Source organism: Rhizobium phaseoli, from assembly GCF_010668805.1.
GTDB lineage: Bacteria > Pseudomonadota > Alphaproteobacteria > Rhizobiales > Rhizobiaceae > Rhizobium > Rhizobium phaseoli_A.
This window is the reverse complement of sequence record NZ_WUFT01000031.1, coordinates 1-23761: the sequence shown is the minus strand read 5'-3', so window position 1 is coordinate 23761 and position 23761 is coordinate 1. Positions and strand designations below refer to the sequence as shown.

Here is a 23761-nt window from a genome sequence, read left to right as displayed (position 1 = left end):
AAGATGGTGCGACAGACATCGCGAAAACTCGGTCCCGCTCCTCCAAGAGTTCCGAGCCCGTTAGATTAAGTAACTTTGATTTCTCGTCAAGCCCGAAGGAAATTCATTCGACGCCGTTCTCGCGCGGATGAATGCTACGATCCATGATTGTGCGACCTCAAGGGCCACCCGACAGTTCGGATTGCGCCGCCAGAAGAGGAGATAATCGCTCATGCAGCTCAATCGAGCGCACTGCCGAGGAGGGCGTAAAACTCCGGGAGTTTGTCTCGCTCGTCATCGAGGCTCATGCACCTCTCCCGTCAGGGCGGTGAACATGCGTGCGGCTTAGGGCTGCTTTTCAATTTCACAATAGACAACGTTCCGATTCGAGCCGGACCAAACAGACACCTTCAGATCCGCCCCAGCCGCGCTTTCACTGGCGATCAAGCCCATCTCGCGTTCTGACCGCAACAGCAGCTCCCAGTTCATAAATGTCTCCATATAGCCGTCGACGTCCGTCTCCGGGGAGAAGTTGGCGAACAGGAATGTGCCGCCAGGCTTGAGCATGCTGACGCACTTCTTGGTCAGCTTAACGGCTACGCCATCCGGTAAATAGTCATAGAGCCCCGCGGCATAGACGAAATCGAACATTCCCAGCGCATGCCTTCCACCGAGCAGGGATTTGACCGACCCGTTGATTGACTCGACGGACGTGCCGGCGAAATCGCGGGCTACGGTTCCAACGCTCATCGGGTCCTGGTCCAAAGCCACCCAGCGTTTGATCGCGCCGGCGCCGAGCGCGCGCGACAAAGGCCCCTCACGAAGATGGCCCGACGCGATGGCCAGGACTTCGGCGGAGCCGGGCCGAGCCGAAGCGATTTCGTCCACACGGCGCGCCAGAATGTCCCGGCGCTCCCTTACCGCGACGGATGACGAAGCATTTCGAGTGTAGGCATAGATTGAACGTCCCAAGGTGCTCGATGATGCGACGGCGTCCTCGATCTCGGGCCTGCCGTAGATGAAGTCGAGAAGACGTGCGTCGCCAGAATAGCCACGGGGTTTTTCAAACGACCAGCGGGTCAATGGATCTTGATTTAGATAGTGAGCAACTGGATGAGATTGCGCGATAGGAACGATGACATCCCACACCTCCGGATGAGCGCGACGCCGTAACCGATGCAACGCGTCGGTAAGACGCTCGATTATCGCACTTGCCTCGACGCCGGATTTGAACTGACGGATCGACACGTCAAGGCTGATAGCAAGCTCGGCTTTGGCAACGGTAAGGTCGCCGGGATTTGGCGCAGCAAACCTCCCTGTCGCCCGCCGAATTTCACCCGGCGCAACAAGACTTTCACCATCCAAGACAAGACTTCGTGCCATTTCGAGACTCCCTTGACCTAGCGTTAAGCATAATCACCCTCGAAATTAGATGCGACTAGAATCTGCACGGGATAAGGGTATTTCTACTGTTGCGGGTGGGAACCTGCTCCTCTACGAATGTTAAGTAATAAGACAAACCGGTTGCAGGTTGCCGAACGTAATTTTGGAGGGCGCCCAAGCATGGCTTACTTTTTACGTTCTTTAGGTCGTTGTCGGGCTGGTGTGGTTGAATGATCGCGGCTTACCCTAATGTTCAGCGCAACGAATCAACCGCCAGCTTTTCATTCGCCGAGGCTCGTAAGTCTCTGGAAATTGAGAATGATACTGTCCGAAGGCGAAGCTCACGGCATGGCCTTTGGATCGCGGTCGCCGTTTATGTGGCCTTCGCACTTCCCGACCGATGGCTCATCCCCGATGTTGCGCCTGTGACGATCGTCGCGCGATTCGTTGTTGCAACGATCGCGCTGCTGGCTTTCGAAGCCTTACGACTGGCAAAAGCGAAAACCGTCTGGCTGGACATTACATGCGCCTCTGCATTGCTTTTGGGCTATGTGGGCTGGCTTTACCCGGCAATTGGCACCAGCGACGTCACTGCCATGTCATACTACATGATATTTGGCGCCATCTTCATGATGGGCGCCAACCTATTTTTCAGTTTCCCGTTTCGGCTTTCGGTGATTACCTCCAGCTTCGTTCTCTTCGCATTTTTCGTTACGATCGAGGAATTTTTTCCTTCAGGCAAAACCTATAAGCTTGCCTTTGGGATGTTCTACATTTCGTGCTTCGTCTTCACGTCGTTCGTCAATTGGCGATTGAACGTCGAGCGTCGAAACGTGTTGCTGAACGCGGCGGAGGCTCGCTATCAGCACTGGGAAGCGTCCGAGCGTGGAAGGTCACTGCTCGAGCTTTCAAATACCGATTACCTCACAGGCATAAGCAACCGACGCGCGCTGGATCGGCGACTCGATGAATGCTGGGCCGCTTGGAAAGACGAACGCCGCGACTTCGTCGTGTTCCTCATCGACGTCGATTTTTTCAAACGCTTCAATGATCGTTACGGGCATCAGGAAGGAGACCGGTGCCTGACTGTCATCGCCAATGCGCTGAAGGCCGTTGTCGAGTCGTCCGATGGCATGATTGGCAGGTATGGTGGCGAGGAGTTTATCGTGGTCATGCCGGTTGAAACGCCCAAGATCGCGATGAGCCTGGCCGAAAAGATCAGAAGGGAAGTCGAGTTTCTCGCGATTGCTCACGACGGGCGACCGGATGACAGCCCGATCGTAACCGTGAGCATTGGCGTCGCCTTCACCCGCGACAAAGTTGGAGAGAAAGTTGAACGAATAGTGCGTGAGGCCGATCTTGCTCTCTACAATGCCAAAGCAAGTGGCCGAAATTGCAGTCGAAGGTTTGATCCGATGTTGCCTCGCCCCGACGACAATGCTGGTAAACTCGTCCCGCTGCTGACGGCCGCCATTGATCGCAAACTGGTCTCGCTCGTTTACCAACCGATCTTCGACGTGACCAACGAGAAAGCAAGAGCTGTCGAGGCCTTGATGCGCCTTAGGATGCCGGACGGCACCGCCGTTTCGCCGAAGACTTTCATTCCGGTTGCAGAACGAACGGGCGCTATCCTCGAATTGGGTAAGTGGGCGATCGAGACGTCATGCCGCGACATACTGATGACCGATCGCATGGCGACCGTCAGCGTCAACGTGTCGCCCATTCAACTACGTTCCCCCGGCTTTGCTGCGAGCGTCGCTGATATTCTTGCCCGGTGCGGGGTCTGCGGGTCGCGACTGGCCTTGGAAGTCACCGAGGGCCTGGATATGGATATGCAGTCGGAGGTGCTCAAATGCATTGCAGATCTGCGGGCTCTCGGCGTCGAGATCTGGCTTGACGACTTCGGCTCCGGCTTCGCGGGCCTGTCTTGGCTGAGGGCGATCGAGTTTCAGACGGTCAAGGTCGATCGAACCTTCCTGCACGACTGCTCCAACCCACGCGGGTTGACGATGCTTCAGGACATGGTTTCTCTCATTCGCAATCGTGGGAATACGATTCTGGTGGAAGGCGTCGAAACTGCAGCACAACTGTCGCTTCTCAAGGATCTTCGCATTGACCGCGTCCAGGGCTTTCATATGGGAATGCCGGTTAGCGCTGAACTTCTGAGCGCGGCATAACTGGATCTCAAGGCTTCCAGAAGAGCTTTGATTGCAGACGCGACGGCGCCGGCGATCTTGGGCCCGAACCGGCCCACGGCGCCGGAGGCGCACTTAGAACGCCTGCCCCCCGATCCGCGCTCGCATGCGATCTTCTTTTCTTGAGGTAGTCGACTTAGACGGACATTCGATTACCGAGGACAAATTTGTATCGCTCGGGTCGGATGAAGAATTCCGACCACTCGGCGCAAGCGCCATGATCGAAATATGAGGTTCGTTCAAGGACGAGTAAGACCGCATTTGCAGCAGTACCGATCAAGGACGATATTCGCGGCGGGACGGCGCGTGCGCCGATCGCGATCTCGGCGGAGGCAATATCGGCGCCTGCTTTCTCTTTAAGGAGGGCATAGGTCGGCTGTTGTTCCGCCGTTTCCAGATCCAGCTCGGACATGACGGCGGGAAGGAGGCTCCGACCCAAGGCGATGGGCTCGTCATCCACCATGTGAAGACGCTCCAACAGCGCGCATTTTGCTCCGAACAACGAGACAAACGCCGACGGCGTTTCAATCGCAGTCAGTTCGACGATCCGCATCCTGGCATCGAAACCCTGCACTTTCAGCGACTCGTGAAAGCTGCGCAAAGTATCGATCCGATGGCGGACCTGCTTGCCGGCCAAGAAGGTGCCCTTGCCTTTCCGGCGCTCGATCAGCCCGTCCTTATCAAGCTGTTCGAGCGCCAAGCGGACAGTGACGCGGCTGACGTCGAAGCGCGCCATGATCTGCGCTTCCGACGGCAGCCGTCCGGAAGGCTCATACGTCCCTTCAGCGATCTCACCACGAAGACGATCGGCGATCTGGAGATACATCGCCACCGGGTTGTTGCGTATCAGGCTCATCTATTTTCCATCGGGGTTAAAAAGACCACGGACCCTTGCCGCTTTGGACTAGCGTTCTCCGTTGCCGCCGGACAAAGGGAAGGCTGCACGTTGATAGCCTGTATTATAATGTATTAAAACTGGGGCAATTCCAACCCCGGATCGTTCGACGCAATATGGCAGCTGTTTCCACAATTCGGCATTCACCCGGCGCCTCCTTTTCGGTGGATGGCATGGGCTTCGCCTATCCCGAAAGCCGACGCGGCATATTCGAACGGTTTTCACTGGAAGCCAGTCCTGGAGAATTCGTAGCGATCCTCGGTCCTTCCGGCTGCGGCAAGTCGACATTGCTCAATCTATTGTCCGGCTTCCTGCGCCCTCAATCGGGACATATCACCATAGATGGCGCGCCGGTTGCGCCGGAACATTCCGCACTCGGCTATGTCTTCCAGTCGCCCAACCTTTTTCCCTGGCTGAGCGTGCTGGAAAATGTCCGTTTTGGCCTTCGTATGAATCGCAGGGGATCACCGCAAGAGCAAAAGGCGATCGCGCTGCATTTTCTGCGGCTTGTCGGCCTGGAAGAACAGGCGGACGAACCGCCCCACCGATTGTCGGGCGGTCAGCGTCAGCGCGTCGCACTGGCGCGCTCCCTGGCGCTTGAGCCACGCCTTCTGCTCATGGATGAGCCGTTCGCAGCACTCGACGCCATGACGCGCTCGGCCCTCAACGACGAACTGCTCCGCATCTGGTCGAGCTTGGGCAAGACCGTGCTGTTCATCACCCACGACATCGACGAAGCGATCTATCTGGCTGACCGGGTCCTGGTTCTCGGTCTGCCTCCAGCCGGCATCACGGCCGAAGTGACAATTGATTTGCCGCGTCCTCGCGACCAACGAGGCACACGTGCCAATCCTTTGTTTACAGAACTGCGCGAACGCCTCGCCGAGCAAATCGCCGCGGTCATGACCAGCAATCAACCGTCACCTGAAGGGGACCTCCGATGAAACGCATTCTACCTGCAGCTCTTCTGGCGCTTGCTGCCGCCTGGCCCGCCGGTGCGCAGGAATCCCGGCCGCTTCGCATCGGCTGGGTCCAGGCCATGGCAAACGCGCCGGTCCTGATCGCTGAAGAGGAAGGCTACTTTCGGGAGGAGGGCTTGAACGTCGAGCTCACGGGTTTTGGCGACGGCCCCGTCATTCAGCAAGCTGTGGCGGGAGGAGAAATCGACGTGGCCTATATCGGCGCCCCGCCCGTCTATCAATGGGCCGCGCGCGGGCTTGAGGCGAAGATCATCGCCAAAGTCAATTACGGTCAGGCAGCCTTGATCGCGAGGGCCGATGGCGCGGTTCAATCGCTCTCCGAGCTCAAAGGCAAGAAACTTGCTGGCGTCAACAGAGGAAGCGGCATGGACGTGCTGCTGCGCGGCTTCGTTCTGAAGGAGACTGCCGGCCTAAATCCGGACGCCGACCTTCAATTGTCGCAGATGCCGGTGGGCAACATGAATGCCGCGCTTGATACAGGCGTGGTCGATGCAGCCTTTTCATGGGAGCCCTTCATCAGCCAGTCGGTGCTCCGCGGCACAGGCCGTGTCGTATTCGACGTGAACGGCGCCCTTCCGGGCTATCCATGGTATGTCGTGGCAGCACCTTCAAAGACGCTGAAGGAGCGGCCGGACGATCTCGTCAAGCTGCTGCGGGCCAATGCCAAAGCCGTCGCCTTTCTGCGGGAGCATCCCGAGGAGGCCAATCGGATCATCGCACGGAGCTTTAAGCTGGAGCCAGTGAAGGCCGCGGACGGAAGCGTCGTTCCGCCGGAGGCGATTGTCGCCGAGGCCAGGAAACGCCTCGGCTGGTCCGCAGAAATCGAGCCGTCCGACCGTGCCTTCATCCAGCGGCTCATCAATTACTCCGTCGATCTCGGCATCCTCAACAAGCCATTGAATGTCGACGATATCATTGACGACAGTTTTGCCGCGAAGGCGGCCGCCCAGCGGTGAGATCCGATCGATGAAGAAATTGACAGCGCGGCGGCGTTTTCCGCAGCCGTCCTGGCGCTGGGCAGCGCTTCCCTTCCTGCTTGCCGTATGGTGCCTTGCAGCCAGCAGGGTCCCATCTTACGTGCTGCCACAGCCCTGGGAGGTGGCCGTCGAGGGACTGCGCTGGATCAAATCCGGCGAGCTCGGCCGCCAGTTTCTGGCCAGCTTGTTGCGTGAATTCGGCGGCTTCGGCGCGGCGATCCTGGCGGCCGCGCTCATCGGCGTGTCTGCCGGACTTTGGCGGCCATTCCGTGAGTTCGTCCAGCCTCTGCTCGGCCTGTTCATGGCGATCCCCCCGATTGCCTGGGCGCCGCTCTCGCTGATCTTCTTCGGCCTCGGATATCTGTCGATCGCCGTGGTCATATTCATCGCATCGGCCTTTCCGATGGCCGTGACAATCCAGGAAGGCGTGCTTTCGATCGGCGCCGGGGAGGTACGCGCAGCCCGCATTCTGGGTGCCAAACGGCTTCAACTGCTGGTCCATGTGTATCTTCCTGCCTCCCTCCCCTTCCTGACCGCCGCATTGCGCATCGGCTTTGCCCAGGCCTGGCGTGCGCTGGTGGCGGCCGAGATGATCGGCGCCTCCCAAGGGATCGGCTGGATGGTCGCCATGGGCGGACAGGTCGGCAATTCGGCACAGGTGCTTCTCGGCATCACGCTGATCGGACTGACGGCGTGGCTCACGGAGAGCCTCGTATTTCGACGGATAGAGCGCCGCTACGAAGGCTGGCGCGGACAATAATGGATCTCCTCCCATGACAGAGACTTTGCCGCACAAGACGCCCCAAACCGCCGCACATTCGCCAAAGGGCCTTGCCACCTATTTCGACACGCTTCCCTTCCTCGGCCGTCTCACCTGTCAGAGACAGACGCTGACGGCGGGCGAGTGGACCGAATTGGAACTCGTCTATGAGGTCGGCGCAGTCGGCCTTGCCGACGGCGCATGGTTGAAGCTCGCCTTCAAATTCTATTCCGACTGGGCACTGTTCCAGACAACGGATCCAACCGGTGCCAACTATGTTTCCGCCGAATATCACGCCGGAGAGCTAATCCCCGGCCAAAGCCCCGGAACGGTGCAGGCGCTGAAGGTGCGTTTCGACCAGAAGGGACATGAGCGTCCCTTCCAGAAGGCCGTCATTGTCGATGTCGTCGATGGCTATATCAATCCCGGCGACAGGATCGTCATCCGCCTCGGCGATCGGCGCCAGGGCGGCGCCGGCACGCGCGTGCAGACGTTCGTCGAAAAGGCTTTTCGTTTCCGGCTGTTCGTAGATCCGCTGGGCAGTTCGAAATTTGCTGAAGTACCGGGCGACTGCAGGCTCGAAATCCTAGCTGGCCCGCCGCACGCTCTTCAGGTCATTGCGCCGCGCCTTGTTGGTCTCGGCGAAACCTTCGATGCGATCGTGCGTGTCGACGACATATGGGGAAACACCTGCCGCGACCGCGGCTTGCAGGGCACGCTCGTGATCTCCGCGCCGGACGCGACGCAACGCACGGAGCCAATCGCGCTCGCAGCGGAAGACTGGACATTCGCGCGGATTTCCGACCTTTCCTTTGCTGAAGCCGGCGAGTGGAAACTGGAAGCATCGCTGAACGGCGAGCCCTCGGTCGCGCCGGCCGTCGCCTATGTGCAGAGCGAAGAAGGCACCTCACGTCCTCTTTATGCGGATCTGCACGTTCATTCCGACGACACCGTCGGCACCAACGACGCGACCTATAACCTCACCTATGGACGTGATATCGCAGGCCTTGATGTGGTGGGCTATACGGTCAACGACTTCAACATCACCGAAGCCAACTGGGACGCAGCCGTGGAGACTATCCATAGCCTCAACGAGCCCGGCCGCTTCGTCTGTTATCCGGGCACCGAATGGTGCGGCAACTCGGCAGCCGGCGGCGACCGCAACGTCGTCTTCCTTCGTGATGGCAAACCCCGCTTTCCCTTCGATGAAGAGGGGCGGTCCCTTCGCTCTTTCGAATGGAATGAGACGACGGCCGGAACAATCCGACCCGGCATCTGGCCTGTGGACCGGCTCCATGCCGCCTATGAGGACGATCCAGAGGGCCATTTGCTGATCCCACATGTCGGCGGTCGGCGCTGCATTCTGGATTGGAACCATCCGGAACTGGAGCGGCTGATCGAGATTGGGTCCGCCTGGGGACAATTCCATTGGCTCTACACCGAGGCGCTCGCACGCGGATACAGGGTCGGCGCATCGGCGGCGAGCGACGAGCACCAGGGCCGATGCGGCGGCGGCGCACCGGCAACCGGAACCTTCGGGTCGCGCGGCGGGCTGACCGGCGTCGTCGCCGACCGCTTCGACCGTGCCGGCGTCGGCAAAGCACTCAGGGCACGGCGCACCTTCGCCACGACCGGTGAACGCAGTTTTGCTGTTCTGTCGCAAGGACAGCATTTCATGGGCGAGGTGTTCGATGCCGAACCTGAAAAGCCGCTGGCCTACCGTCTGCTCGGCCAGGTCGGCTGGGAAGAGGTTCAGCTTTATGACGGCGATCGCCTCGTGTGGAGCCGCGATCTGCATGCGGAGACCGGCCTCAGCCAACGCAGCGTGCGGGTCCGTTTCGGCGGCGCGCGGATCAAGGATCGCTATCGGGCCGCCTATTGGAGCGGCGAGATTGCTGTGATCGGCGCGGCGCTTCTTGATGCGCACGGAGTTGGCTTTGACCACCCTGAACAAAGCGTATGGCGTACCGGCCTCGGCAAACTCGGCTTTAGAACGGCAACACACGGCGATGTCGACGGAATTGAGCTGAAGCTTTCCGATCTGCGCGATGCTCACATCACCGTCGACGCCAAACTCCACGGCCACAGCAAGATCGGCGACCCGCTGCAGCCGCCACCGCATGTGCATGCTCCGGAAGCAAGGCTCGAGTTAAATGGGAAGGATCTCCTTGCGAAGGGCTCGATCACACTCGATCTGCCGGGCGTCGAGCTGCGTCTCATCGTGGAAAGGGTGACAGACCAACTGCTGCCGAGAGATCTTGCGGGTGGGATCTCGCTGCAGGAACTGGAACTCGATCCGGAACGCGAACATCCATTGTTCATTACGGCGCGCCAGCGGGACCAATCCCGCATTTGGACGTCTCCCTTGTTCTTAAAGCCTCGGTAGTTGCTGCTTCTACAGCAGGATGATTTTAGGCCGGATCGGCCTAAAATCTGAATGTCGGCGGGTTGGGGCAACGGCAGGCGATCGACGCAGAAGGCGCCATGCCAACTTGCCCGAGAACGCAGCCGTTCTGCAGGGATGGTCGAAGACAGGAGGATCGAGGGCGCCGATCCAAAGGCCCACCCGCCGTCATTGAGCGCAATTGGCTGATATGGGCGTACCCAAGGGGTCCATCAGGATGAAATTCGCAGAAACGTTGCGCGGGTTTGTGGCCAGCCAGCGGTCTGTCGAAAAATACGCCTTGGTCCTCACCTGCGAAGCTGAAGTCGCCTTAAGGCCAAGAACAAAATCAAAATTATTTCCGCTGCCGGCTTCGCGCGTGAAGCTGAGATAAGCGCCGAATCGTTCGTATTCGACATTTCGAAGGTTTTGGATCGCCTCAAGAGTTTCCTCGAAATCACGCCAGCACGCCTGCTTCACAATGATTTCGAAAATGTGCAGGACGGCGGGGGCTAGACGCCCCTTCGCATCTGTCGTCGGTCCAACGATCCTGGCGCGGATCTCAAGAATATCGCCGATTTCATTGCCACGAACCTTGAGGAAGGTGGAACTGAGGGGACGCACCTCGTCCCGTTCGTAGATGCGCTGAAAATAACATTCATAATTGCGATTGCGCATCGATGCAGCTTTCCATTCGCTTACCTCGATGCCGGCCTCTCGAAGAGCACCGCAAATAACTGACCCGGAGACGCGCCACGTCCGCAGAAACTGACTTGCCAACTCCGGCTTCGGGACCTCGATCAGCCGCGGCGATATAGACATTGGCGGGAGAACAGAGGGAGCCGCCGTATCAGGACGGGCGGCTATGGGCGCCGATCGGCCAGCCTTATTGAGAGCTCGATTTTCAGAGAGCCCGACCGGATCTTCGACGCGGTGGATTTCACGGTAAAAAACAACGCCTGCAAGAAGCAAAACGGATATCAAAAGCACTGGCCAAAGCAGCCAGCGGCGGTTTTTCCGCAATAGGAAATTCCGGTGCCGAAGTGGGATGTCGCGAGGCGGATCGACTGCTGATAACCCCTTGTCCACGGCGCGACCTCACGAGCAAAATGGCAGCGGATGCGGGTTCGAACGCAATCAACCTCGATCCTGTTTGCGACCGACCGTGTCGGTCGGCGCGAACCAATCGGCCCCTGCTGGCGACTCTTTCTGAGGTGAGCAACGGATGCGAACAACGGTACGGTCTGTCCGACTCACCTTCGACACCGCGAGTGTGAGGTCGCGTGTGTGGAGCGTCAAGCAGCAACCCCGGTGGACGGCGCACGCCCCCAAAATTGAAGTCGCTCGGGATCTGATTCGGGGCGAACTGATCCATGGCGTCCTACGGTTCGCGTATTGCGCTATCGAGGCCACGCAGCAACGGATACAGGAAATAGGAGATCACCGTTCGGTTGCCGACCTTGATTTCCGTGGACACGGTCATGCCGGGAAGCAGCCGCACCGGCACATCTGCGGCATTCAGCCTTGTATCGGCAAGCAGGATCCGGGCCTTGAAGAAGGGGGCTGCCGGCTGGCCGGGGCTGGCGCTCTGTTCCTGTTGGCCGGTGAGGAACGTATCCTGACTGATGGTTCTCACCTCGCCCGAGGCGGTGCCGTATTTCTGGAAGGGATAGGCGTCGAGCTTGATACGCGCTTCCTTGCCGACGGCGACGCGGCCGATATCGCGGGTGTTGATCGAGACTTCGGCTTCGAGCGGCACGTTGATCGGCACCAGCGTCACCACCGGTTCGGCCTCGCGCACGACGGAGCCGACCGACCGTTGCGCCAGATCGAGCACGACGGCATCGGCAGGTGCAGTCAGCGCCACCATGTTGCGGCGCAGCTCCATCTTTTTCAGTTCCTCGTCAGCCATGTCGCGCTGCCCGCGCAGTTCCACCAGCTGCTCCATTGCGGCGCGGCGGAAATCCTCAATGAAGGCCTGGCGGTCGGCTCGGAGCTTGGCATAGGAGTGGGCGGCCTCGTCGGCCCGGCCGCGGACGGCGGTCAGGTCGGACTCGACGTCGAGGCGGGCGTCGCGGGAACCGAGCAGCGTGATCAGCGAGCCGCTCTGTGTGTTATAGAGCCGCTCCCGCGCTGCCTCGATCTGCGAGAGCCCATCGCGCCTTTGGGTCAACACCGCTTCCTGGTTCTTGCTGGCGGCGAGCGATGCCGACTGGCCGGCGATCTGCTGCTCGAAATTCTGCAGCTGCGCCGCGTAGAAGGCCTGTCGCTGGCCGAAGAGCTGCGCCTGCAGTATCTGGTCGGGCGTATTTCCCGCCATCTTCGTATAATCGAGGCCGGCAAGCTCGGCCTCGATGCGTCTCACCTGGGCGTCGAGTGCGGAGAATTTCGCCTGCTGCTGGTCGACATCGGCCTGGCTGAAAGTGGCGTCGAGGGTCGCCAGCGTCTGCCCGGCATGCACCACCTCGCCGGCCTTCACCTCGATCGTGCGGATGATCGAGGTTTCGAGCGGCTGGACAACGATGGTCGGCTGGGTGGTGACGAGCTTGCCGGGCGCAATCACCACCTCGTCGATGGAGGAGACCGAGGCCCAGGTGATCGCCGAGGCGAGCAGCGCCGTCACGCAATAAAGCGTCATGCGCGCCACCCGCGGCGGCGCGCGTTCCTCGAGCTCGACGGCATCGGACTGGAATTCCGCAATTGCCGGCGGCAGCGGCGGCCGGGCGGTCAGTTGCCTTCCCGTATCTGAGGGGCCTTGGCCTGTGGGGCCTTTGTCTGAAGGGACCGGCAGGTTTTCGCTGGATTTTCTGGCGTGCGCGTTCATGCGACCTGCCTCATTTGCTGGGCCCACAGGTGGCGATAGGTCATGCAGCGCGATACAAGCTGATCGTGCCGGCCGATATCGGCGACCTTGCCACGGTCGACGACGAGAATGGCATCGGCATCGACGAGCGTCGAAAGCCGGTGCGAGACGATGATGACGGTGCGGCCGGCAGCGATGCGGCTGAGGTTGTCGCGGATGATCGCTTCGCTGTCAGGGTCGAGCGCACTCGTCGCCTCGTCGAAGATCAACAGCTTCGGATCGGTGATCAGCGCGCGGGCAATCGCCAGCCGCTGCTTCTGGCCACCGGAGAGGTTGGAGCCATTTTCCTCCAGCATCGTGTCGAAGCCGCGTGGCAGGCGCTCGATGAACTCCTCGGCGCCGGCGATGCGGGCGACTTCCATGATCTCCTCGATGCTGGCATCGGGCTTAGCGGCGGCGATATTCTCGCGAACCGAGCCGCGAAACAGGAAATTATCCTGCAGCACGACACCGATGCTGGTTCTTAAGTGCACGAGGTCGATCTCGCGGCTGTCATAGCCGTCCATGCGCACCAGCCCTTCCTGGCTCTGATAAAGTCCCTGGATGAGCCTGGTGATCGTCGTCTTGCCGGAGCCGCTCTTGCCGACCACGCCGAAGACGCAGCCCGCCGGAACGGCGAAGGAGACATTGTCGAGCGCCGGTGCGCTATCCGGGGCATAGCGGAAGGTGACCCTATCGAATTCGATGCGGCCCTGCAGATGCGGGCGCACGCCACGCCCGCGGCCTGCCTGCTCCGGCCGCTGGTTCATGATCTCGCCGAGCATGCGCACGGAGAGCGCCACTTCCTGATATTCATGCGCCATGGTGACGATCTGGACGAGCGGTCCGGAGACCCGGCCGGCGAGCATGTTGAAGGCGACAAGCGCGCCGATGGTCATCGAGCCGCTGAAGACATCGAGCGCACCGAGGCCGATGATCGCGACACTCATCAGCTTCTCCAGCAGTCCGGTCATCGCCTGGGCGATGGTCGAGATCTTGTCGACCCGGAACCGCACGGAAATCGATTGGGCCGAATAGTCGTCCCAGACCTTGCGCTGGCGCGGCTCCAGCGCCAGCGATTTGACGGTGCGCATGCCGTGCACGGTTTCCACCAGCAAGGCCTGCCGGTCGCCTTCGGCTTGGTAAAGTGCCTGCAGGCGGCGCTGGAACGGCCCGACGAGCATCATCACCACCAACCCGACAAGCGCTGCAAAACCCAGCACCACCAGCGTCAGCTTGACGCTGTAGAGAAGCAGGATCGGCACGAAGACGAAGAGCGAAACGCCGTCCAGAAGGGTGAGGAACAGCCGGCCGGTGAGGAATTCGCGGATGCGCCCCGTCTGCTGCATGTGCTTGACGAGAACGCCGGCAGAAGCCTGCTCGAAGAGCGCGATCGGCAGGTTCAGCAGATGGCCGAAGGTGCGGGTCGCGACGCGGATATCGATCCTGTTGGTGGCATAGAGCAGCAGATAGCGCCGCAGGAAGGTGAAGGTCGCGTCGAAGAGCAGCGCGATCGCAATGCCCGCCGTCAGAACCGTCAGCGTCGCATAGCTCTGATGCACGAGCACCTTGTCGATGACGAGCTGAAAGAAGATCGGCGTCGTCAGCCCCAGCCCGTAGAGCACGAAGGCGGCGAGCGCGACATCGCGGAAGAAGCTGCGCTGCTTGATGATTTCGGGGACGAACCAGCGGAAGCCGAAGGGCCGGTCCTCATCGGACATGCGATAATTGCGCTTCAGCAGGATCACCGATCCGAGCCAGGCCTTGGCGAATTGCTCTTCGCTGAGCATCATCACTTCGGCGCGTGACGCCAGCGGGTCGAGAACGCGAATTCTCTCCTCTTCACCGCTTCCGACAGCGCCGGCGATGACCACCCAGTTGCCGTTCGTCAGTTCCGCGAGTACCGGAAAGGCCTCGCCGAGCTGAAACAGGGATCGCCAGCCGAGCGTCAGATGCCGGGCTCTGAGGCCGGCATCCTTGGCCATGCGCAGCAGCTGCCGCACGGCAACGGGATCGTTGCCGACGGCATAGTCGTGCTGCAATCGCTCAGGCGCAAGATCGACGCCGTGATGACGCGCGACGAGCGCTAGACAGTGCAGGTTGGTATGCAGAAAACCACTCATGGCCCACCCGAAACAATAAGAGACCCAGTCACTATTTGTCTTATCAGTTGAAGTTCGGCGAAGCGTTCGAAGCGCCGGCCTGTCCCGACTGGATATCGGCAGCCGCCGCCGCTGACATATCGCCGATACGACGGACCGCACCCGCCTCGACCAACCCGCCAAGCGCCTTCTGCATGAGATCGACCGCATTGGCGAAGGCATCGACAGGCATGACGATGCGCTGGCGGAAGACCGGCTTCGGATTGTTGTTGGCGTCACGTTCGGTTGCCGAAAGCGACATCAGGTCGATGCGCACGATCGTTCCGGTAATGGTGATTTCGCCGATGCCATCTGCATAAAGTTCGTCGCTCATTGTTCTCTCCTCCGTTGATAATCAATACGTCTTCATTTAAGGCGCTTTACGCTCCTTATGACACTAACTATTTGAATGCGCAGGAATATGTCCGTGCTGCCAGGCTGGAAACGGATCGCGAATGCCGACGGCGGTCTGCGGATCGAAACCGGTCTCCTCTCCGATCAGGCAATAAGCCAGAGCGGCGCGGATCGCTTCCTCGTCGAAGCCAGAACCGATGAAGACGAGCTCCTGGCGGCGATCGCCCCAGACATCGTCCCAATGCCGGTCGATGAGCTGGCGGAACTGCGGAAAGCGCGGCCATTGCACCCGCGGCACCGAGGCCCACCAGTAGCCCCTGGTCTCGATGCGGCACTGGGTGCCGGCAATGGATAGAAGGCCGATCTCATCAGGCCTCGTCGCCAGCCAGAAATGGCCCTTTGCACGGATGAGGCCCGCCCATTTTCGGTCGAGGAAATCCTTGAGCCTCAGGGGATGGAAGGGCCGGCGGCTGCGATAGACGAAGCTTGTTATGCCGTATTCCTCGGTCTCCGGCACATGATCGCCCCAGCCGAAGAGTTCCTTGTGCCAGAGCGGATGGCGGGCGGCCTTCGCCTCGCTGAAAAGGCCGGTATCCAGGATTGCGCCAAGCGGCACCTGGCCGAAGACCGCTTCGACGACCTGGGCACTCGGATTGAGCGCCGCGACGACCCGGCGAACCTCGGCAAGATCGGCGCACGACACGTCGCCTGCCTTGTTGATGATGACGACATCGGAAAATTCGATCTGCTCGACGAGCAGTTCCACGAGCTTGCGCTCGTCGTTCCCGTCACGCCTCTCGCCGCGATCGGCAAGGAAATCGGCGCTCTGGTAATCGGCGAGAAGATTGACCGCGTCGACGACGCAGACCATCGTGTCGAGACGCGCCACGTCGCAAAGGGCCGCCCCGCTCTCGTCGCGGAAGGAGAAGGTGGCTGCGACCGGCAGCGGCTCGGCAATGCCGGTTCCCTCGATGAGCAGATAGTCGAAACGGCCGGCGGCTGCGAGCCGGCGCACTTCGCTCAGAAGATCGTCGCGCAGGGTGCAGCAGATGCAGCCGTTGGTGAGCTCCACCAGCGTCTCGTCGGTGCGCGAGAGGTCTGCACCGCCCTCGCGCACGAGATCCGCATCGATATTGACCTCACTCATATCGTTGACGATGACAGCGACCCGGCGACCCTCCCGATTGCTCAGGACATGATTGAGCACAGTCGTCTTGCCGGCGCCGAGAAACCCGGCGAGAACAGTTACGGGCAATCTGTTGTCTGCACCCATCATCGATACTCTCACTCTTTACAGCATGCTTGGCCTTGCATCCTCGCGGGCTTTACGCCGCAAGCTGCGGTTTGAACGCCACATCCACATAGTAGTTCGTGCTGTTATAACTGGCTGCCGGGAACAACCCGCCCGCCCCATAGGCATAGACGCCGTTGCTGCCGCCGGGCGCCTTGAGATCGCCGTTCGTCACGTCGCTGGCAAAGTAGTTGCCGGTCGCCGAGTAATTGCCGTTGCTCGAGTAGGAAACGACGTAGTTCGTATCCGCCTGGATGGCGATCTGCTGGCTAAGCTGCGCAGTCTGCCAGCCGCTGGCCGTCTCGTTGTTGAAGGTGACGCTGCCGAGCAGCGTGCCCGAGGCGGTCCAGAGATAACCGTTATGCGGGCCGGTATTGTCGGCCCCCTTGTAGAAGCGGATGCCGGTAATCCACCCTGAGGTATCAGCCTGGAATTTCATGCCGAGATTGATTTGCTGGTTGTCGTTGATGGAGACGATCGACGGCGTCGCACCGGCGGCAAAGAGGTTCTGCTCCGGCCCTGCCGTCTGGCTGCCGTTGATGGTGAGGGCAACCTGCGCAGACGCCGTGCCGCCCTTGCCGTCTGCAATCGCGTAGCTGAAGCTCGCCGGTCCCGAATAGCCTGCCGTCGGCGTGAAGGTCACCGTCTGGGCCTGGGCATCGTAGGCGACCGAGCCGTTGACCCCGCCGCTGACGCCGGTGATAACAAGCGGATCGCCATCGGCATCGGTGTCGTTTGCCAGGAGTACCGAGGCCTGGATAGTGATCGGCGTGCCGGTATTGGTCGCAAAGCCGCTGTCATTGGCAGCGACCGGAACCGCATTCTGCGCGCCGCCCTGCTGATAGAGCACATCGACCCAATAATTGCTGGCATTGTAGGAAGCGGTCGGGAACAGGTTGCCTGAGCCATAGGCATAAAGGCCGTTGCCGCCGCTCGTCGCACTCGACGGCGCCGTCAGCGCACCGTTGGTATGATCGGTCGTGAAGTAGTTTGCCGTTGCGGAATAGAAGCCGTTCGAATGGTAGCTCGACACATAGGTGGCGCCGGCCGTCACATTGATCGGCTGGGTGAAGGAAACCGTCTGCCAGCCGCTCGCCGTCTCGTTGATGAAGGTCGCCTGAGCCAGAAGCTGGCCGCTCGCTGTCCAGAGCGAGCCGGCATGCGTGCCGGTATCCTGGGCGCTCTTGTAATAGGTGAGCCCGGTGATCTGGCCGCTGGCGGAAGCGATGAACTTGACGCCGAGTTCGACCGAGTTGGCATCATTGGCGGCGGCAACAGCCGACGTGTCGGTGCCGGTGAACAGGCTTGCGGTGCCGCCGCCGCCAGGCTGCGAATTGACCGCGAGGCTCACGGTGGCCGACGACGTGCCGCCATATCCATCCGAGATCGAATAGGAGAAGCTTGCTGACCCCGTATAGCCAGAGTTCGGCGTGAAGATCACCGTTTTGGTCTGGCTGTTGAACGACACGGTTCCGTTGACCGCACCATTCGCGCCGGTGATGCTGAGCGGATCGCCATCGGCGTCATGGTCGTTGGCAAGCAGGCTGGCTGCGGCAATCGAAAGTGCGGTATTGGAATAGGTCGTGTAGCCATTGTCATTGACGGCGACCGGCACCGCATTGCTTGTCTGATTATAGACGACATCCACCCAGTAGTTCGACGACTGGTAGCTGGAGGTCGGGAAATCCGTGCCGATGCCGAAGACGCCGTTACTGCCGGCGAGCGCCGTCAGCGCCCCGTTGGTATGGGCTGAGGTGAAATAGTCTGATGTCGCCACATAGGAGCCTGTCGTGTGGTAGGAGGCGACATAGGTGGTGCCGGCTGCGATATGCACCGGGTTGGTGAATGTCGCGGTCTGCCAGCCGCTCACCGATCCGCTGTCGGCGAAGGTGACGGTCGCGACCAGCGTGCCGTCGGCTGCCCAGAGGGAGCCGGTATGGGCGCCGGTATCGCCTGGTGCCTTGTAGTAGCGGATGCCGGAAATCATACCGCTGGACGAAGCGACGAACCTCATCCCGAGTTCCAGCGACTGACCGTCGTTGAAGCTTGCGCCCGTCGGCCCTTCGCTTGCGGTAAACAGCGCTTCCCCGGCAGGGCCCTGGTTTACGGTGAGGCTGACGTTGCCCTGATCCGTGCCGCCGCGCCCGTCCGACAGCGTATAGGTGAAGCTTGCCGGCCCCGAATAATTGTTGGTCGGCGTGAAGATGACGGCGCCGTTCTGCTTGTTGAGCGTCACCGTGCCGTTGACGGCATTGCCGACGGCCGAAATCGTCATCGCATCGCCATTCGGATCCGTATCGTTTCCGATGAGCGAGGCGATCGAGATGACCACGCTGTCGTTGCGGGTGATGGTCAGCCCCGTATCGTCGGTCGCAACCGGCGCGCTGTTCGGCCCAGCATCGAAGACTACGTCGACCCAGTAATTGGTGCCGGTGCCGGGGCTCTGGCCGGGGAACGTGCCGGCAGCGGTGCCGTAGGCGAAGACGCCGCCGCCATCGACGGCCTGCACCGCGCCGCTGGCATAGGTGCCGCCGGTGAAATAATTGTTTGTCAGCGAGTAGAAACCGCCGCTGTGATAGGAGGCCACGTAAGTCGTGCCGGCGGCAATCTGGATCGGCGAGGAGAACATCACTGTCTGCCAGCCGGAGAGCGGTTCGTCGACGGACACGCCTGATGCCAGCAGCGTTCCGTTGGCGCTCCAGAGACTGACGACGTGGTCGCCGATATTGTAGAAGCCCTTGTAGAAGCGGATGCCCTCAACCGAGCCTGCCGTCGTCGTCTGGAAGCGCAGGCCGAGCTCGACGGAATCGCGATCGATCGCCACTTCGACCGCCGGCTTTTCCGCAAGCGTCCAGAGGCCTGTCGTTCCCGGCAGGGTGACGGTGACCTGCTTGCCTGCCGATGCCGCCTCCATATTGACGCTGTCGTCGACCGCCCGCGACATGATCGTGTAGGTTCCGCTCGCCTGGACGACCCAGTTATAGCTCCAGCTCTCGCGGCCGGTGGCCTTGAACCAGTGCTGGCCGCCATCGGTCGAGACTTCGACGCCGGCAATGATACCGCCGCCAAAATCCTGCGCCGTGCCCGTGATCGTCACATGCTGCCCTTCGAGGAAGCTTGCGCCGACGATCGGTGACGTCACCGATGAGGTGGGCTTCAGCGTGTCGGTCGATTGTGTCGCAAGGATCAGGCTCGCATCCAGCGTCGTCGGCTGAATGCCCATATCCGCGAACATGTTGACCATCGCCTGCTGCACGTTGCGATCGGTCGACGTGGCTGCGCCCTGGTGGTTGTCACTCAGCCCCCAGGACCAGAAGACCGTGCCGGCGCCGAAGACCAGCGCGCCGCTTGCCGCCCGGTACATGGTCAGGCTGTGGGTCGCCACCGCATCGCCGACCGTCGTGCCGTAGTCGCGGAGATAGGTGCTCACCGAGACCGAAGAGAGTGACAGGTTTATCAGCCCATCCGGGCGGAAGCCGTTCTCGACATCGGAATCCCATTCGTAGCCGAGCAGGTTCTGCACGAGATTATAGCTCTCGCCCTGCTGCAGCTCCGCGACATCGGTGTTGCGCCAGAAGCGCAGGTTCGAATAGTCGTAGGGAACGGAGATCGTATCGGAGCGGTAGCTGTCCACCTGGAACATCGTGCCCGTCAGCGAATTCTCCGGCTCCTGTCCCGCATCGGCATAACGCGGATCGCGCCAGGTGCCGGTGCCGACATTGCTCGGATCCGTGCTCGTGCCCCAGGTTTCCTTGTAGCAGACCATGGTGCGGTAGGCCTGGCCGCTGCCGTCGATGCTGCTTTCCCAACGGACCTTCCAGTAGCACTCGTTGCCGCTCCAGAAAGCAAGGTTGACGCCGGCATCGCGCGCCGCCTCGACATTGGCGCGCTGTTCGGCAGACCAGTATTCGTCATGCCCGACGGAGAGATAGGCGTCGTGGTTGAGCAGCAGGCTGCCGCTACGCGCTGCATCGACGCCCGAAATATAAGATACGTCGTAGCCGTTCTGCTCCAGCCACGAGATGGCGGAGGATTCGGCGCCGAAGATGTAGTCGTGCGAGCCGCCGATCGGGCTCGTATTGGTAATGATCGGCCTGTTATAGCTGACCGCCGAGGCCCGGCCGATGGCCTGCAGGCCGCAGCTGCAGTTCGGCGGCAGGTAGCCGATCATGGCAGCCGGATCGACGGGCACTTCGCCATAATAGAGGCTGGCGCCACCCCAGGCATTGTAGGCCTGCCATGTCGTGTCGGACGTCTGGAAGACGATATTGCTGGTGGAGGCATCGTCGCGCACGACGAAAGGAATGATGCTGGCATCTGCGGTGCCGTCCTCGCGCACCAGCTTGGCGAAATAGACGCCGGAGACCGCGTCCGTCGGAATCTGCCAGCTCGCCGAGACCGACCAGTTGCCGCAGTCGATAAGGCCGAGCGACATATCGACGATCGGATGCGGCTGGATCTGCGCCGTGGTCAGCGATTGCTCGATGGAGTCGACCTTGCGCGCGCCGTCGCCGCCATAATAGCCCATGCGGTAGATATCGATGCGGTAATGGGTGGAATCGGTGGCGATCTTGAAATCGACCGTCTGGCCGATATTGGTGCTGATTTCGGTGGCGAAGCCCTGAATGGTGCCGCCGCCGTCGCCCTCCAGACCCCACTCGCTGATCGGGTTGCCCTGCTTCAGGTTTTCGAGCGCGATCCTGTTGGGCGTCACCGCAGCCGAAGCCGCCGGCATCGGTGCCACTAGCGCTGTCGGGGCCGCGGTCGTCTCAGCAGAAACGTCCTGGCTCGGCTCCACCGAGATGGATGCTATCGAGGCCTGCAGGCGCAACGAAGCCGTGCCGACACTGCTGGAAGAACTGACCGGCGCCGCCGTTTTGGCGCTGCCGGTATCGGCATCGCTGGTAACACCCGTCAGCGCGGGGGCGGCAGGCAGTGTCGCAGCCTCCTCGGCCGGATCCGGGCCAAGCACAGTGCGTTGCAATGTCGAGGAAGGCGTCTGGAAGACCGTCGCAGCCGACGCCGTCTTCGTGGACGTATCCTGCACGCCGCCATCGGCAGCAGGCAGCGGCATCGCCGTCGACGATGCCGGGGAAGATTGCATGTCGCCTGATGATATCAGGGAAGATGTGACCGTGCCGGTGAGGGAGGATTGGACGGTTGCGCTGCCCTGATTGGCAAAGCTTGGAGAACCATCGGTACTTCTCGACGACACGACCGTCGCGGATGCAAGGACTGCGCTCCAGGCGGAGGATGCACGAAAGATACTCAACGCTCCACCAAATGTACTCAGGTACTCACGATTACTCACATGAATTCTCCGCATCAGCGGCATCCCCTTCCGCAGCGGCCGGCCCTTCGACCGCTATAGCAAGACGTTCATTCTGGCACCTTTGCTAAGGGAACGTACGACAGCAATCCGGGGTATGAGGGAGGTATCCCCTACGCCCATAGGATGACCCTCACCGCATACCGGCCGAAGGCCCTAAAGCTGCCTACGGCTCTGCCAAGTGGCCGACGCTGGTTGAAAAGGAATTCTGATTCCGTATCATTTTGCCGGTCCGGCTGGTCGAAGGGATCAACTCGAGCGTTGTCCTGCGCCGCCTCGTGCTACCAGGCCGGAAACGGATCTTCGAGGGTGGCCCAGTCGCGCGGATCGGCGCTGGCGAGGCATCCGTCCAGCGCGGTGCGTACACCTGTCTCGTCCATATCAACGCCGATAAAGACCAATTCCTGCCGGCGGTCGCCCCAAGCGCTGTCCCACCGGCTCTCAAGATGCTGACGAAACTGCTGATGGCCCGGCCAGTCCTGCCGGGGCACGGCTGCCCACCAAAGCCCCATGGGCTCGCAGCGCCGCTGCACGCCGGCGGCCGACATCAGGCCCACGTGACGCGGGCGCGTGGCAAGCCAGAAATGGCCTTTGGCGCGGATCACCCCCGGCCATGGCTCGTCCAGGAATGCTCGAAACCGCTTGGGGTCGAAGGGACGCCTCGTGCGGTAGACAAAGCTCGAGACGCCGTATTCCTCCGTCTCCGGAACATGCGCGTCAGGGCTGTACAGTTCCTTGTGCCACAAGGGGTGTGCTGCCGCCTTTGCTTCATCAAAGAGACCCGTATCGAGGAGGGTTGCGAGCAAAACCTCACCGAAATCCGTCTCCACCTGGCGCGCGTCCGGGTTGAGGGCAGAGATGATCTTGCGAACTTCCGCGCGGATCTCTTCGGTCGCCTCCGAGATCTTGTTGATCACGACGACATCGGCAAACTCGATCTGATCCACGAGAAGATCGATGAGTGTGCGCCGGTCCTCACCGTCCCGCTGCAGGCCGCGGTCGGAAAGCAGATCGGCACTGCTGTAGTCGGCTAACAGGTTTGCAGCGTCGACCACGGTGACCATCGTATCGAGCCTGGCAAAATCGGCGAGCGAGACGCCGTTCTCATCGCGGAAGGAAAAGGTTGCCGCAATCGGGAGTGGCTCGGCAATGCCGGTCCCTTCTATCAACAGATAGTCGTATCGTTGCTCTTCGGCCAGCCGTCGTACTTCCGTCAGCAGGTCGTTGCGCAGGGTGCAGCATATGCAGCCATTGCTGAGTTCGATCAGTGTCTCCGTCGTATGCGACAGATTGCAGCCGCCGTCTCGAATGAGACTGGCGTCTATGTTCACTTCGCTCATATCGTTGACGATGACGGCGACCCGCAGGCCCTGACGGTTATTCAGGACGTGGCTGAGGAGCGTGGTTTTACCCGCGCCGAGGAAGCCGGCCAACACGGTTACCGGGAGCCGCTCGATCCTGCTCATCGGCATTCCTTGAATGTGGGCGGTCGGAGCGCCCCTCGCCGCGACCAGCATTTGGGTGGTATCAGCCTCATTCGAAAACTGGTCCATAACCTTTACTTCATCCGGCGAGCTGCGGCCGGAAGACCACGTCGGCATAGTAATTCGATGAATCGTAGGAGTTGGTCGGGAAGAGCCCTGCGGTAGCGGAGCCGCCATACGCATAGACACCGTTGCCACCGGCGACCGCGCTTGATTGGGCCGTTAACGGACCGTTGGTGACGGCACTGGCGAAGAAGGCGTCAGTTGCCACGTAGCCGCCGGTGGTGTGATAAGAGGCGATATAGTTGGTATTGGCGGCAATGGTGACGGGGGTTGTAAAGTTCACCGTCTGCCAGCCGCTCCCGGTGGTGCCGGCGAAAGTGGCGGTGGCGAGCTTGGTGCCCGTCGTGGTCCACAGGTCGACGACGTTCTGGCCGTTGTCGTTGGCGCTGCGGTAGAACTTGATGCCGGTAACGTCACCGGCAACGTTCGACTGGAACTTGACGCCAAGCTCGAGCTGCTGACCATCGTTGAGGTTGGTAGCGGTCGGCGTGCTGGAGGCGGAGAACAGGCTGTAGGTCGTTGCCGCCGCCGACGCAGCGATGTTGAAGGTTTCGTTGGCGGCGAGGCCGCCAAGGTCGGTCGCCGTCACCTTGACGCCGTAAGTGCCTGATGTCGTCGGCGTGCCGGAGAAGGTCCGCGTCGTGGCATTGAAGCTCAGCCAGCCGGGCAGCGCCGTGCCGTCGGCGGCCGTTGCCGAATAGGTCA

15 protein-coding genes are annotated in these 23761 nt (G+C 61.0%); 5 read left to right on the top strand and 10 right to left on the bottom strand.

From position 1 onward, the window contains the following. Positions 1-324 precede the first annotated feature (324 nt). Positions 325-1362 carry a class I SAM-dependent methyltransferase gene (locus GR197_RS29565; RefSeq protein ID WP_164016079.1) on the bottom strand — a complete coding sequence of 346 codons (1038 nt, stop codon included), beginning with the start codon at positions 1360-1362 and terminating at the stop codon, positions 325-327. A gap of 230 nt (positions 1363-1592) precedes the next feature. Between GR197_RS29565 and GR197_RS29560 the strand changes: the two genes are divergently transcribed. After that, positions 1593-3539: a putative bifunctional diguanylate cyclase/phosphodiesterase gene (locus GR197_RS29560; protein ID WP_164016077.1), complete on the top strand. Its 1947-nt coding sequence runs from the start codon at positions 1593-1595 to the stop codon at positions 3537-3539. 154 nt (positions 3540-3693) lie between these two features. Here GR197_RS29560 and GR197_RS29555 read toward each other — a convergent pair whose 3' ends face one another. Then, positions 3694-4413 (bottom strand): GntR family transcriptional regulator, encoded by a 720-nt coding sequence (locus GR197_RS29555; RefSeq protein ID WP_164016075.1) that lies wholly within the window; start codon positions 4411-4413, stop codon positions 3694-3696. A 212-nt stretch (positions 4414-4625) separates the two neighbouring features. Between GR197_RS29555 and GR197_RS29550 the strand changes: the two genes are divergently transcribed. The 4 genes from GR197_RS29550 to GR197_RS29535 are packed head-to-tail and all read left to right on the top strand — an operon-like array spanning position 4626 to position 9555. After that, a complete protein-coding gene (locus GR197_RS29550) occupies positions 4626-5396 on the top strand; it encodes an ABC transporter ATP-binding protein (RefSeq protein WP_204330459.1) in 771 nt (256 codons plus the stop codon). Then, entirely contained in the window at positions 5393-6388 is a 996-nt protein-coding gene (locus GR197_RS29545; protein ID WP_164016070.1) for an ABC transporter substrate-binding protein, read from the top strand. The genes GR197_RS29550 and GR197_RS29545 overlap by 4 nt, the downstream gene beginning before the upstream one ends. 10 nt (positions 6389-6398) lie before the next feature. Then, positions 6399-7169: an ABC transporter permease gene (locus GR197_RS29540; protein ID WP_164016067.1), complete on the top strand. Its 771-nt coding sequence runs from the start codon at positions 6399-6401 to the stop codon at positions 7167-7169. 13 nt (positions 7170-7182) lie between these two features. After that, the gene (locus GR197_RS29535; RefSeq protein ID WP_164016065.1) at positions 7183-9555 is read left to right on the top strand and encodes a hypothetical protein; all 2373 of its coding nucleotides are present in this window, start codon (positions 7183-7185) and stop codon (positions 9553-9555) included. Between the two features lie 186 nt (positions 9556-9741). Here GR197_RS29535 and GR197_RS29530 read toward each other — a convergent pair whose 3' ends face one another. The 8 genes from GR197_RS29530 to GR197_RS29495 form a co-directional block, all read right to left on the bottom strand. Next, positions 9742-10542 carry a DUF6030 family protein gene (locus GR197_RS29530; RefSeq protein ID WP_432444209.1) on the bottom strand — a complete coding sequence of 267 codons (801 nt, stop codon included), beginning with the start codon at positions 10540-10542 and terminating at the stop codon, positions 9742-9744. A gap of 391 nt (positions 10543-10933) precedes the next feature. Next, positions 10934-12376, bottom strand: coding sequence for an HlyD family type I secretion periplasmic adaptor subunit (locus GR197_RS29525; protein ID WP_164016062.1), 1443 nt, complete (start codon positions 12374-12376; stop codon positions 10934-10936). Beyond that, positions 12373-14517, bottom strand: coding sequence for a peptidase domain-containing ABC transporter (locus GR197_RS29520; RefSeq protein ID WP_164016060.1), 2145 nt, complete (start codon positions 14515-14517; stop codon positions 12373-12375). The genes GR197_RS29525 and GR197_RS29520 overlap by 4 nt, the downstream gene beginning before the upstream one ends. Positions 14518-14560: 43 nt before the next feature. Next, on the bottom strand, positions 14561-14869 hold the full coding sequence (locus GR197_RS29515; RefSeq protein WP_164016058.1) for a hypothetical protein: 309 nt from the start codon (positions 14867-14869) through the stop codon (positions 14561-14563). 63 nt (positions 14870-14932) lie between these two features. Further along, positions 14933-16165, bottom strand: coding sequence for a GTP-binding protein (locus GR197_RS29510; RefSeq protein ID WP_164016056.1), 1233 nt, complete (start codon positions 16163-16165; stop codon positions 14933-14935). A 49-nt stretch (positions 16166-16214) separates the two neighbouring features. Further along, complete coding sequence (locus GR197_RS29505; protein ID WP_164016054.1) at positions 16215-21515, bottom strand: DUF4082 domain-containing protein; 5301 nt, start codon at positions 21513-21515, stop codon at positions 16215-16217. 275 nt (positions 21516-21790) lie between these two features. Continuing rightward, positions 21791-22975, bottom strand: a complete 1185-nt coding sequence (locus GR197_RS29500) for a GTP-binding protein (RefSeq protein WP_164016052.1) — start codon at positions 22973-22975, stop codon at positions 21791-21793. A 97-nt stretch (positions 22976-23072) separates the two neighbouring features. Beyond that, positions 23073-23761 (bottom strand): DUF4082 domain-containing protein (locus GR197_RS29495; RefSeq protein WP_164016050.1); only part of this gene is annotated, 689 nt, incomplete at its 5' end.

Bases quoted from the DNA above. Each gene is read 5' to 3' on its own strand.
- GR197_RS29560 (WP_164016077.1), top strand. From the start codon at position 1,593: ATGATCGCGGCTTACCCTAATGTTCAGCGCAACGAATCAACCGCCAGC.
- GR197_RS29540 (WP_164016067.1), top strand. From the start codon at position 6,399: ATGAAGAAATTGACAGCGCGGCGGCGTTTTCCGCAGCCGTCCTGGCGC.
- GR197_RS29565 (WP_164016079.1), bottom strand. From the start codon at position 1,362: ATGGCACGAAGTCTTGTCTTGGATGGTGAAAGTCTTGTTGCGCCGGGT.
- GR197_RS29500 (WP_164016052.1), bottom strand. From the start codon at position 22,975: ATGAGCAGGATCGAGCGGCTCCCGGTAACCGTGTTGGCCGGCTTCCTC.
- GR197_RS29515 (WP_164016058.1), bottom strand. From the start codon at position 14,869: ATGAGCGACGAACTTTATGCAGATGGCATCGGCGAAATCACCATTACC.
- GR197_RS29550 (WP_204330459.1), top strand. From the start codon at position 4,626: ATGGGCTTCGCCTATCCCGAAAGCCGACGCGGCATATTCGAACGGTTT.
- GR197_RS29525 (WP_164016062.1), bottom strand. From the start codon at position 12,376: ATGAACGCGCACGCCAGAAAATCCAGCGAAAACCTGCCGGTCCCTTCA.
- GR197_RS29555 (WP_164016075.1), bottom strand. From the start codon at position 4,413: ATGAGCCTGATACGCAACAACCCGGTGGCGATGTATCTCCAGATCGCC.
- GR197_RS29545 (WP_164016070.1), top strand. From the start codon at position 5,393: ATGAAACGCATTCTACCTGCAGCTCTTCTGGCGCTTGCTGCCGCCTGG.
- GR197_RS29535 (WP_164016065.1), top strand. From the start codon at position 7,183: ATGACAGAGACTTTGCCGCACAAGACGCCCCAAACCGCCGCACATTCG.
- GR197_RS29505 (WP_164016054.1), bottom strand. From the start codon at position 21,515: ATGCCGCTGATGCGGAGAATTCATGTGAGTAATCGTGAGTACCTGAGT.
- GR197_RS29510 (WP_164016056.1), bottom strand. From the start codon at position 16,165: ATGATGGGTGCAGACAACAGATTGCCCGTAACTGTTCTCGCCGGGTTT.
- GR197_RS29520 (WP_164016060.1), bottom strand. From the start codon at position 14,517: ATGAGTGGTTTTCTGCATACCAACCTGCACTGTCTAGCGCTCGTCGCG.